Genomic DNA, 11,806 nt, shown 5'->3' with positions numbered 1-11,806 from the left:
CGCCGGCACGGCTCCTCCCTCGCTCTGTCATCGGGCCTGAGAGCTTCACCGCCAGGAAAATGGCGGTTTGCACCTTGGGCGCGGGCGGACATCACCCGGCTTTCCAGAGTTGCCGGCCGCGGCGGTACGGGTGCCTGAGAGATTCTGAGGGAGAAGTTGCTCCTTCGGCGCCCCGGGAACGGGGACTCTCCCGCCGCGGCCACAGCGATGTGCAGTTGTGGGGAGGCGGGACAGGCCCGCCTCCCCACAGGTTAGCCGGTCAGCAGCGGCCGAGGTCCTGCCACTGCTGGGTCCAGCCCGGTTCGGAGCCTTGGGTCCAGTAGCGGGCACGCCACAGGTGCACGCCCTCACCGGACTTGGGGCCGTTCGGGTCGCCGTACTTGCTCTTCTCGTGCTTGACCAGGTTGCCGCCGGTGTAGGCCTGGCTGAACGCCCAGTTCGGCGCGTCGGCGCAGCCCGTGCCGGGCGGCGGGGTGGTCGGCGGTGACGTCGGCGGTGTGGTGGGCGGGGTCGTCGGCGGCGTGGTCGGCGGGTTGGTGGTGCAGCCGCCGGTCGAGGCCACCGTGTCGACGAACCGGCTGCCCGCCGTCCGGTAGCCCGAGGTCTGCGACGTCACCTGGGCGGGCGAGAGCACCTGGTTCTTGGCGAACAGCACCCAGTCCACCTGCTCGATGTAGGTCGAGAGGCCGCCCGTGTGGGTCGCCGTGTCGATGAACCACAGGTTCCAGTTGATGGTCATGGTCTGGCGCGGGAAGTACTTGCCGCCGTGATCGCCGACCTGCACGCCGTCGATGTAGTAGACGACGTGACCGTTGGCCACCTGCGCCACCAGGTCGTGCCAGCCGTCCAGCGAGCTGCGCTGCTCGGAGTGCAGGTTGTCGGCGTACCAGGGGTCGGCCCGGTAGGTGTACCAGGTCGTCTGGTAGTTGATCGGCCCCTGCTCGCCCCAGCCGCCGTTGGGCAGGTATTCGCTGATGTCGAGCTCGCTGTAGGTGGGGTCCATGTCCCCGTTGAGCGGGCTGATGGTGAAGAACGTCTGGTTGATGTGGTCGCCGTCGTTGCCGCTGACGGGGGTGTCGGTGAAGCGCACCCGGCTGGCGTAGGTGCCTTCCAGGTAGCGCTTCTGGGTCGAGTACAGCTCGGCGTGGTTGGTGCCGGCGCCGGTGCCGTCGGTGGAGGCGGTCAGCTGCAGCACTTTCTGGCCACCGCTGGTCGGGAACGAGATGTTGTCGGGCGACCAGTTGGCGCCGGGCACGCCCGGCCCGCCCTGATAGCTGCGCGGGGTCCACCCGTTGGCGGTCAGCGCGGGGTCGGCCGATGAGTTGTAGTGGAAGTCGTCGAACAGGTAGCCGCAGTCGGCGGCGGAGGCCGGTTCCGAGGAGAGGGCAACGGCGCCCGCCCCCGCGAGAACGGCGACCAGAGCGGCCGCGAATTTACGTCTGTCGATCTTCACGAGCAGACTCCTCCCAAAGAGGAATGGGGATGGGGGTGTTACTTGACCGCGCCGGCGGTCATTCCGGCGCGGATGTGGCGCTGGAACGCGACGTAGGCGATCAGCACCGGCAGCATGGCGATGGTCAAGCCGGCGAACAGACCGCTCCAGTCGCTGCGATACCCCTGGCTGACCGACAGGGCGGCCAGACCCTGCGCCAGGACGTACCGGTCCGGGTCGGGATTGAGAACCAGAGGCAGCAGATACTGGTTCCAGAGCCCGAGGAAATTGAAGATGCCGACCGCGAACAGGCCGGGGCGGGCCAGCGGCAGCATCACGCGGAAGAAGACCGCGCCGTGCGAGCAGCCGTCGAGGAACGCGGCCTCGGCGATCTCGCCGGGCAGCGTACGGAAGAAGGAATGCAGGAAGAAGACCGTGAAAGGCACCGCGTACGCCGTGTAGACGAGGATCAGCCCGGGATAGGTGCCGAGCAGTCCCAGCTGCTGCACGACGAAGAAGAGCGGAACCAGGGCCAGGAACACGGGGAAGAACATCGCGGCCACGAACACGTAGTAAATGACCCGGTTGCCGCGGAACTCGTACCGGGCCAGCGCGTACGCCACCAGCGAACCGAGCAGCATCGTCAGGATCAGCGCGCCCCCGACGACGATCAGGCTGTTGAGGAAGTAGCGCCCGATGCTGGCCTCGTTCCAGGCCCGCGCCCAGTTCTCGAAGTGCAGCGCCGACGGCGGCGACCACGGCTCGTTGAGGATCTCGTTGTCGGACTTGAACGAGCTGACGACGGCCCAGAGCAACGGCAACGCGGTGACGACAGCCCAGCAGAACATCGCCAGCTGCGGCAGAGGATTTCGAAACGTCCGAGTCGGTGCCGAAGGCGGCGACAGGCGGGTGGCCGGACGATCCTGCAGCAGAGTCATGCCAGCTCCAACCGTTCCCGACGACCGGCCCGCAGGGCGAGCACAGCCAGCGTCAGAGTGGCGAAGAACAGCGCCACCCCCATGGCCGACGCGTAGCCGAATTTCCCGTACGAGAAAGCGGTCCGGTACAGCGACATCCCGATCACCTCGGTGGCCCCGTCCGGCCCGCCCGGCCCCACCGTCATGATCTGCACGACGGCGAAGGCGTCCAGCGCCGCGATCCCCAGGTAGACGAACGCGACCTGCACCGACTCGCGCACCAGGGGCAGCGTCACCTTCCAGAAGGTCGCCCACCGCCCGGCCCCGTCCAGCTTCGCCGCCTCGAAGAGCTCCACCGGGATGCCCTCGATGGCCGCGCTGAACAGCACCACGTAGAAGCCGACCGACGACCACACCAGCACCGCCATCACGGCGCCCAGGGCCCAGGCCGGCTCGGCCAGCCACGACCGGGCCAGCCCGTCCAGCCCGATCGCGCGCAGCCCCGAGTTGAGCAGCCCGGTGTTCGGGTTGTAGACGAAGCTCCACAGCACGGCGATCACGACGAGCGACAGCAGCTGCGGAAAGAAGTACACGATCCGGTAGCCCTGCCCGATCCGCGCCGGGGAGTGCCGCAGCATCGAGGCCAGGAACAGCCCGATCCCGATCGTCACCAGCGGCACCACGGCCAGCAGCACCAGGTTGTTGCGGACGGCGTCGAGGAACAGGGAGTCGCCGCCGAGGCGGACGTAGTTGTCCACCCCGACGAACGACGCCTGGCCGGCCACCCCGGTCCAGTCGGTCAGCGACAGGTAGAAGGCCTGCGCGTACGGCGACAGCACGAAGACGACGTGCAGCACCAGGGCCGGCACCAGCGCGCCGAGCAGGAACCGCCAGCGGCCGTGCCGCATCAGCGCGTGTACTTCGTGACGGTGGTGTCCTTGGCCAGCGCGTCGGCCGCCTTCTGGATGCGCGTCGACCAGTCGGCGGGCGAGATGCGCTTGTTGACCAGCTCACCGGTGGCGTCGTCCACGGCCTTGGCGAGCGGGCCGTACCACGTACGGAATTTGTAGCTGAACGTGTCGGTCCCGGCCGCCGTCACCGCGTCGCGCACCGAGCCCAGCCCGGAGGACAGGGTGAGCCCGTCGGTCGCCCCTTCCACGGCCGGCAGCGTGCTGTTGGCCTGGGCGAACGCGGTGGCCGACTCCTTGGAGAACAGGTGGCGCAGGTATTCCTTGCCGCCGGCCACGTTCTTGGCCTTGGCCGGCACCACGTACGACTCGCTGCTGGCGGCCTGCACGGCGGTCACCGGGAGCCGGTCGGAGGACGACAACGCGGGCACGGTGCCCATCACCATGTCGAACCCGGCCGGGGCGACACCCTTCTGCTCGGCCTCGAGCCACGATCCGCAGGGGATGAAGGCGGCCTTCTTCTGGCACCACGCGGCCTGTGCCTCGGTGTGCGACAGCGCCTCGGAGCCGCTCATCAGGTAGCCCTGCCCGGCCAGCTCGGCGAACGCGGTCGCGGCCTGGACGAGGCCCTCCTGCTTCCAGGCGCCGGGCTGCAGGTTGTCGACCGCCTTGACCAGGTCGAGCCCGCCCGCCTTGGCCGCCATGGTGAGCAGCGGGTCGTTGATGTACTCCGGGTATTTGCCCTGGTACGTCCAGGGGGCCACGCCGGCCTTCTTGATCTCGGCGTTGAGCGCCGTCATCTCGGCCCACGTCTTCGGGAAGGTCCAGCCGCGCTCGGCGAACAGCGACTTGGAGTACCAAAGACCCCAGACCGTGTACGTGAAATTGAGCGCCACGGTCTTGCCGGCGAAGGTGCCGTCGTCGATCACGCCCGGCAGCAGCGTGTCGCGGACCTTCTTGCCGGGCTGGTCGAGGCTGGGCGCGTCGAGCAGGTCGGCCAGGTCGCTCACCTGGCCCGCGCTGACCAGGGTGCCGATGTCGAGGCGGCCCGCGCCGGTGTTGTCGACCACGTCGGGCGGGTTGCCGCCGACGAAGCGGGGCTGCATGGCCTCGCCGACCTTCTGCAGGCCCTTGTGGTCGATCTTGGCCTGCGGGTATCTCGCGGTGTAGGCCGCCTCCGCCTTGATCGCGTAGTCGTCGCCGTAGCCGCCCTTGAAGACGACCACCTCGAGCGGAGCGTCGGCCTTCACACCGAGCGGATTGTCGGTGGTCTTCTCGGCGCCCTCGGCCGGCTCCCCCGAGGAGTCCTTGCCGGACGTGACGCAGCCGGCCAGGGCGGGGACGGTGACCGCGGCCACCGCGGCCGTACGGAGCAGTGCCCGCCGGGTGGGATATCGTGTGAGCTGGGAATCAGGGTTCATCACAGGGCTCTCTTCCTATGCGGTGCGCCGGATGCGCCCGGCGTACCGCGCCTCGATCTCTGCGTTGTGTTCCTTGCCGCCGGGCACGTTGTCCGACAGGTAGACGGGCGGGGTGATCCCCGCCGCGAGCAGCCGCGCCACGACCTCGGTGACGAGCTGCTGGGCCAGCAGTGCCGCGGTGATCGACGAGACCGCGCCGACCGCTCCCCCACCGGGCAGCGCGATCGCGGCGTCGCCGTACGGGGCGCCGTTGTCGAGCACCACGTCGGCGATCTCGCCGAGTTTGCGCCCGCTGGGGTGCCGCGACGACACGCCCGCCGAGTGCGCGGCCGAGGTGATCGCGACCAGCTTGTGGCCGCGCTCCTTGACCAGCAGCGCCATCTCGACGACGGCGCCGTTGATCCCGGAGTTGGAGGCGATGACGAACGCGTCGTCGGGTTTGATCGGCGCCAGCTCGTAGAGCCGGTGCGCGATCTCGGTGCGCCGCTCGACACCGGGGTCGGCCAGCTCCGACAGGGGCGCGCCGCCGTACAGGACGATGTCGCGCAGGGCGATCCGGTTGGTCGGCACCAGACCCCCCGCGCGGCCGGCGATCTCCATGGCCAGGGCCTCGGAGTGCCCGCAGCCGAAGGCCTGGATCACTCCCCCGTTGCGCACGGCCTCGGCCAGGATGTCGGCGGCGGCCCGTTTGGCCTCGTGCTGCCCGCCGCCGACGCGGCCGACCACTTCCTGCACGACCGTCAGATACTCGCTGCTGGTGATACTCACGACTGTCCTTTCGAACGCCCGCGCTTGCGGGAGGGGATCTTCTCGGGCAGCCGGTGGGCGTCGACCGCGCGCACGGTCAGCTCCAGCGCGTCGGCCGTGCGCTCGAAGGTGCGCTGCGCGACCGCGACGTAGATCAGGTCGAGGATCAGCAGCTGCGAGTGCAGGGCGGACAGCGCGGCCAGCCGGAACGTGGTCTCCTGCACGGCGGTGGTGAACACGACGTCGGCCACCTCGGCCAGCGGCGAGCGGCTGAAGCTCGTCACGGCCACGGTCAGCGCGCCGTGGTCGGCCGCCTCGGCCAGGGTCTCGATGACTTCCCGCGTACGGCCGGAGTGACTGAGCCCGATGGCCACGTCCCCCGGCAGCGTCAGCGCGGCGTTGGTGAGCGCGGTGTGCGAGTCGGTGCGGAACCAGACCGGCACCCGGATGCGTTCGAGCCGGAACGCCATCTCGCGGGCGGCCGTGCCGCTGGAGCCGAGCCCGAAGATCTCGACCCGCTTGGCGCCGGCGATCGCCTCGGCCACCCGCTCCACCGCGGTCACGTCGAGCCCGGCCGCGGTGCCCTGGATGGCCCGGGTGTCGGCCGCGGTGACCACGCCGAGCACGTCGGTCAGCGGGTCGCCGGGGGCGATGTCGCCGCTGATGTCGGTCTCCCAGCGGGCCTGCTCGGCCCGGCCGGTCTCGGTGGCGATGGCGACCCGCAGGTTGGCGTAGCCCTTGAACCCGAGCGTGCGGCTGAACCGGGTGACCGTGGCGGTCGAGGTGCCGGAGCGCTCGGCCAGGTCGACGATGCTGGCGTGGGCCGAGGTCTCGGGGTCGGCCAGAATGGTCTCGGCGATCCGGGCCAGGGCCTCCGGCATCTGCGGGCCCTCCATGCGCAGGCGGCCGAGCAGGCCTCCGCTCTCACCGGTCACGTCGGACATCCTTTTCATCGAGTGCTGTTGCCGATGAAAATTACGACCGTCTCTGCCCCTAGTCAATAACTGTTGCCTATGTTTCGATTCCACCATGGACCTCGTCGTGGGCTTGGACGCGGGCGGCACGGCTTCCAAGGCCGTCGTCTCGACCGTGGACGGCGTGATCGTCGGCCGTGGATCGGCGGGCGCGGGCAACCCGCTGTCGACCGGCGCCCCCGCCGCGGCCGCCATGGCCTCGGAAGCGCTGCGGGCGGCCCTCGGCCGCGCGCAGCCGTCCAGTGTGGTGCGCGGCGTGCTCGGCGTGGCCGGGGCCAGTGCGCTGGCCGGTGGGGACGGGCTCGCGGCGTACGAAAAGGTCTGGCGGGAACTGGGACTGACCTGCCCGATGGTGGTGGTCGGGGACGCGGTGACGGCCTTCGCCGCGGGCAGCCCGGCACCGGCCGGCGTGGTGCTGATCGCGGGCACGGGCGCGATCGCCGCCCAGGTCAGGGGCGAACAGGTCGTCCGCACGGCCGACGGCCACGGCTGGCTGCTGGGCGACGTCGGCTCGGGCCGCTGGATCGGACTGGCCGCATTGCGCACCGCCGTACGGGAATGGTCGTCGCCTTTCGCCGCCGCGATCGCCGCGCACGTCGGCTCCGGAAGCGCCGACGAGATGATCCGCTGGGCCCAGGACCTGCCGTTCGCCGAGATCGACGCCCTCGCGCCGCTGGTCTGCGCCCTGGCCCGGCAGGCCGACCCGCACGCCCGGGCGATCACCGCCGAGGCCGCCGCCGAGCTGATCAGCACACTGGACGGGCTGGGTGCAGCCGGCCCGGTCGTCCTGGCCGGCGGGTTGCTGGCGGCCGACACCCCGGTCCGCGACGGGGTACGGGCGATCCTGCGGGGGCGCCGGGTCGAACCGGTTCCCAGCCGTGACCCGGCGGCCGCTGCGGCCTGGCTCGCCGCCCGCCCGTTGTCCGGCCGCCCGGCCACGGCCTTGCACGCCAGGTTCCTGAGCGATCAGGCGGCGCCGCACAGCACCGATCGGTAGAGCGCGCGTAACGGCGCGCTCGGCTCCACCCCCAGCTCGTCGGCCAGCATGCGGCGCAGCCGGTGATATTCGAGCAGGGCGGCCGCGGCGTCGCCGGCCTCGTAGAGCGCCCGCAGCAGCAGAGCGTGCACGCTCTCCCGGCGCGGGTGCTCGGCCACCAGCTGACGCAGCTCACCGATCAGGCTCGCGGGCTCGGCGGCGGCAGCCAGCCGCGCGTACGCCAGCAGGCGCAGCTCCTCGAAGCGGCGGGCCAGCCCTTCCGCCGTGACCGACCGCTCGCGCATCGCCGGGGTGATCGGATTGCCCTGCCACAGTTCGAGCGCCTCCCGCAGGGCGACGGGGTCGCCGCTCATGGCCAGCGCGGCGAACGACGCCAGATCACAGCGGCCGGCGAGCAGCCGGTAGCTGCCGCCGGTGTGCACCAGCCGCGCGCCGTCGTCGAGCACGGCGCGCACCCGGGAGGCGTACGTGTGCAGATTGGCCGCCGCCGACCGGGGCGGCCGGTCACCCCAGAGCACCTCGGTGATCGTGTGCACGGCGACCGGACGCTCCTGGCCCGCGACGAGCAGGCGCAGCAGCTCGGCCGCCTTGCCCCGCAGCGGACCGCCGGTGAGCCGCAGCTCGCCCAGGACGTCGATGCTCATGAGAAATCCCCCTGGTTCGGTCGTGTGATCGTGTCCTCGTGCGGTCGGGTGGCCGACAGCAGCGGCGCGGACCGGCTGACAGGCTCAGGACAGCCGTCCGGCCGGGTGTCGGGGGCACATCCCGGACGGTCCACGGACACCGGAGGCCGAGGTGGACGACGAGCGTCCCGACCCGATCCGCACGTTCGCCGAGCGCCTGCGCGCGTTGCAGGTCGAATCGGGCGGACCCTCCGTGCGCGAGCTGGTGCGGCTGACCGAGAAGGCGGGCACGCCGTACACGCGCGGCACGATCCACGACAAGCTGGCCGGGCGCTCGGCCGCGCCGTGGGAGTTCGTCGCCGCCTTCGTGCGGGCTTGCGCCGTGCACCGGGGCGAGTCGGGGCCGCCCGACCTGAGCCGCTGGCGGGCCTGGCACGCCACGATGGAACAAGAGCTGGCCGCCGTACGGACCCGGAGGCGGCCGGCCCGCACCGACGTCTGCCCGTACCGCGGCCTGGAGACGTTCACGGCCGAGCACGCCGCCTGGTTCCACGGCCGGGCCGCTGCCGTCCGCGAGGTGCTGTCGGCCCTGGCCGTCCATCGGCGCGGGCTGCTGCTGCTCGGGCCCTCCGGCTCCGGCAAGTCCTCGCTGATCCAAGCCGGGGTGCTGCCCGCGCTGGCCCGGGGCGCGCTGCCCGGCAGCGACCGCTGGCGGACGGTGGTCGTGCGCCCCGGCAAGGACCTCACCGCCGAGGTGGCCCGGGCCGGGCTGGAGGAGATCCCCGCCGGGACCCGTGTCCTGCTGGTGATCGACCAGTTCGAGGAGTTGCTGACCGAGTCCGGGTCCGAGCCGCCCGAGCTCGGCGAGCCCGGTCTGACCGTGGTCGTGGTGATGCGCGACGACTTCTATCCGCGGCTGGCCGCCCACGCGCCGGATCTGCTCCGCGCGCTCACCCCGGGCCTGGTCAACGTCCCGGCCGGGCTGAGCGCGGACGACCTGCGCGACATCGTCGTCAAGCCGGCCGCGGCGGTCGGCCTCGAGCTGCAGGAGGGGCTGGCCGAGCGGATCGTCACCGACTTGCTGCCCGCGGGGTCCGCCGCCGCACCGGTCACGGTCCTGCCGCTGCTCGAGCTGACCCTGCACCAGCTGTGGCACCGCCGCGAGCAGGGCCGCCTGACCCACGCCGCCTACCAGCGCATCGGCGGCGTCACCGGCGCGGTCACCTCCTGGTGCGACACGGCGGTGGACGAGCTGACCGGCGAACGCCGCCTGGTCGCACAGCGCCTGCTGACCGCGCTCGTACGCCCGGCCGACACCCGGCACGACGTGCCCGCCGTACGGCAGCAGGTCGCCCTGCCCGACCTGCGCGCGCTGGCCGGACCCGGCGCGGACGAGGTGCTGGCCGTCCTCACCGAGCGACGGATCGTCACCACGCGCACGACCGGGGCGCCGGCCACACCGGTGGCCGAACTCGTCCACGAGGCCCTGATCCGGGACTGGGCCACGCTGCGGGACTGGGTCGAACAGGATCATCGGTTCCAGGACTGGCTGCGCCGGGCCGGCGACCGGGAGCACCGCTGGTCGCAGCGCCGGCAGCCGGCCGACCTGCTGCTCGGCACCGACCTGGCGGAGGCCTTGACCTGGTCGTCGCGGCGTCACCTGCCCGACCGGCTCGACGGGTTCGTGACCGCGAGCCACCGGCACGACCAGGCCGCGCGCCGGCGCACCCGGCGGGTCATCGCGGTGCTGGCCGGCCTGCTCGCGACGGCGCTGATCGCGACGGGCGTCGCCGGGTGGCAGCGGCGGACCGCCGTCGAGGCCGGACGGACGGCCCTGTCCCGCCAGCTCGCCGCGCAGTCGGGCGCGCAGCTGAGCAGCGACCCCGACACGGCGGGGACCCTGGCCGTCCGGGCCTACCGGGAGAGCCCGACCGCCGAGGCCGCCGCCGCTGTGCACGCCGCGGCCGCGCTGCCCCTGCGACGCCGCCTCACCGGGCACACCGCCCCGGTGTACGCCGTGGCCGTCGACCCGGCCGGGCGGCTGCTGGCCACGGGCGGCGACGACCGGACCGTACGGCTGTGGGACCTGGCCACCGGGGCGCTCCGAGCCACCCTGACCGGGCACGACGCCCCGGTGCAGACCCTCGGGTTCAGCCCGGACGGCCACATGGTCGCCACCGGCGGCGTGAACGGGCGGATCCGGCTCTACGACATCCCTTCCGGACGGGCCGGCCGGACCTGGACCGACCCCTCGCTCGCGGTGACCGCTCTCGCCTTCAGCCCCGACGGCCGCACCGTCGCCACCGGCGGAGGCGACCGGAACGTGCGACTGTGGGACCCGGTCACCGGACGGCTGCGGGCGAGCCGGGCCGTGGGCGGGGACATCACGACCGTGGCGATCAGCCCGGACGGCCGGACGCTGGCCGTCGGCGGGCTGCCGGGCCTGGCCGAGCTCTGGACCGGTGCCGTGCGCCGCAAGCTGGCCGGGCAACCGGGCGACGTGACCTCGGCCGGGTTCAGCCCGGACGGTCGCACGGTGGCGACCGCGGGCACCGACAGCAAGGTCAGGCTGTGGGACACCGGGACCGGACGCCTGCGGTCCACCCTGGCCGGCAACACGAACGCCGTGCTCGGCGTGGTGTTCGGGCCGGACGGCGGCACACTCGCGACCGCGGGCGGGGACGGGCTGGCCCGGGTGTTCGACGCCGCGACCGGACGGATCCGCACCACGCTGACGGGGCACTCCGGGTCCGTGACGACGGTCGCCTTCACCCCCGACGGGCGCACCCTGGCCACCGGCAGCACCGATCACACGGCCCGGCTCTGGGACGTGAGCACCGGGCAGGTCAGGGCGACGCTCACGGGCCGGACGGGCGAGGGCACGACGGTGGCGTTCAGCCCCGACGGGCGGCTGCTGGCCACCGGCAGCCGGGACGGGTCGGCACGGCTGTGGGACTCGGCCACCGGGCGGGTCCGCCGCCGGCTGACCGGGCACACCGGCGCGGTCCGGGAGGCCGCGTTCAGCCCGGACGGCCGGACGCTGGCCACGGGCAGCCTGGACGGGACCGTACGGCTCTGGGACGTCGGCTCCGGGCGCACGCTGACGACCTTGGGCACACCCGGCGAGGAGATCTTCGCCCTCGCCTACAGCCCGGACGGCCGCACCGTGGCCACCGGCATCCGCGGCCGGCCGATCCGCCTCTACGACGTCAGCACGGGCCAGGTGCGGCAGGTGCTCGATTCGGAGTTCGTGTACGCGCTGGCGTTCAGCCCCGACGGCACGATGCTGGCCGAGGGGCACGGCGACAACACGTGGCGGGTCTGGGACACGAGCAGCGGCCGGGTGGTCTCGGCGGGCACCGGCCGGTTCGTCTACACCGTCGCGTTCAGCCCGGACGGGCGCACCCTGGCCACCGCGGGCGACGACCACACCGTACGACTGTGGGACGCGCCCACCGGCCGGGCCCGGGCCACGCTCACCGGGCACACCGAGGCCGTCTACGACCTGGACTTCAGTGAGGACGGCGCGACACTGGTCAGCGGTGGGGAGGACGGCACCGTACGGCTGTGGGACGTGGCCGCCGGGCAGCAGCGCTCGATGCTGCCCGGCCGCACCGAATCGGTCGACTCGGTCGCGCTCAGCCCCGACGGCCGCACCTTGGCCGCGGGTGACACCGAGGACCTGAACACCGTCCGGCTGTGGGACGTGGCGCCGCCGCTCACCATGGACGCGGCCGTCGCCCACATCTGTGCCACTACGCAATCCTGCTGATACCGCGGAATTGCT

The 11,806-nt window shown here is 72.4% G+C and carries 9 protein-coding genes and 2 riboswitches; of the genes, 2 read left to right on the top strand and 7 right to left on the bottom strand.

Annotated features, from left to right (window positions below):
* Positions 1-22: 22 nt before the first annotated feature.
* A riboswitch (glycine riboswitch) is annotated at positions 23-109 on the bottom strand.
* Between the two features lie 3 nt (positions 110-112).
* A riboswitch (glycine riboswitch) is annotated at positions 113-203 on the bottom strand.
* A gap of 56 nt (positions 204-259) precedes the next feature.
* The 6 genes from BKA14_RS08960 to BKA14_RS08935 all read right to left on the bottom strand — a co-directional run bounded on the left by BKA14_RS08960 (position 260) and on the right by BKA14_RS08935 (position 6,369).
* Positions 260-1,453: a glycosyl hydrolase gene (locus BKA14_RS08960; RefSeq protein ID WP_184950441.1), complete on the bottom strand. Its 1,194-nt coding sequence runs from the start codon at positions 1,451-1,453 to the stop codon at positions 260-262.
* A gap of 38 nt (positions 1,454-1,491) precedes the next feature.
* Complete coding sequence (locus tag BKA14_RS08955; protein WP_260416457.1) at positions 1,492-2,280, bottom strand: carbohydrate ABC transporter permease; 789 nt, start codon at positions 2,278-2,280, stop codon at positions 1,492-1,494.
* An 86-nt stretch (positions 2,281-2,366) separates the two neighbouring features.
* Positions 2,367-3,257: a carbohydrate ABC transporter permease gene (locus BKA14_RS08950; RefSeq protein WP_184950439.1), complete on the bottom strand. Its 891-nt coding sequence runs from the start codon at positions 3,255-3,257 to the stop codon at positions 2,367-2,369.
* Positions 3,257-4,678: an N-acetylglucosamine/diacetylchitobiose ABC transporter substrate-binding protein gene (gene ngcE, locus BKA14_RS08945; protein WP_184950438.1), complete on the bottom strand. Its 1,422-nt coding sequence runs from the start codon at positions 4,676-4,678 to the stop codon at positions 3,257-3,259. Before ngcE ends, BKA14_RS08950 begins: the two co-directional genes overlap by 1 nt.
* 15 nt (positions 4,679-4,693) lie before the next feature.
* Positions 4,694-5,446 carry a sugar isomerase domain-containing protein gene (locus BKA14_RS08940; RefSeq protein ID WP_184950437.1) on the bottom strand — a complete coding sequence of 251 codons (753 nt, stop codon included), beginning with the start codon at positions 5,444-5,446 and terminating at the stop codon, positions 4,694-4,696.
* Positions 5,443-6,369 (bottom strand): MurR/RpiR family transcriptional regulator, encoded by a 927-nt coding sequence (locus BKA14_RS08935; protein WP_260416456.1) that lies wholly within the window; start codon positions 6,367-6,369, stop codon positions 5,443-5,445. Before BKA14_RS08935 ends, BKA14_RS08940 begins: the two co-directional genes overlap by 4 nt.
* Before the next feature lie 85 nt (positions 6,370-6,454).
* On the opposite strand from BKA14_RS08935, the gene BKA14_RS08930 reads away from it, so the two are divergent.
* Positions 6,455-7,396: an N-acetylglucosamine kinase gene (locus BKA14_RS08930; RefSeq protein ID WP_184950435.1), complete on the top strand. Its 942-nt coding sequence runs from the start codon at positions 6,455-6,457 to the stop codon at positions 7,394-7,396.
* On the opposite strand, the gene BKA14_RS08925 is transcribed toward BKA14_RS08930, so the two are convergent.
* Positions 7,366-8,040, bottom strand: a complete 675-nt coding sequence (locus BKA14_RS08925; RefSeq protein ID WP_184950434.1) for an AfsR/SARP family transcriptional regulator — start codon at positions 8,038-8,040, stop codon at positions 7,366-7,368. The two genes, BKA14_RS08930 and BKA14_RS08925, sit on opposite strands and share 31 nt — an antisense overlap.
* A 151-nt stretch (positions 8,041-8,191) precedes the next feature.
* On the opposite strand from BKA14_RS08925, the gene BKA14_RS08920 reads away from it, so the two are divergent.
* The gene (locus tag BKA14_RS08920; RefSeq protein ID WP_184950433.1) at positions 8,192-11,791 is read left to right on the top strand and encodes a WD40 repeat domain-containing protein; all 3,600 of its coding nucleotides are present in this window, start codon (positions 8,192-8,194) and stop codon (positions 11,789-11,791) included.
* The last annotated feature ends 15 nt before the right edge of the window (positions 11,792-11,806 follow it).

Source organism: Paractinoplanes abujensis (genome assembly GCF_014204895.1).
Lineage (GTDB): Bacteria > Actinomycetota > Actinomycetes > Mycobacteriales > Micromonosporaceae > Actinoplanes > Actinoplanes abujensis.
Note: the sequence above shows the minus strand (reverse complement) of the source record. Positions and strands in the feature narration are given on the sequence as shown.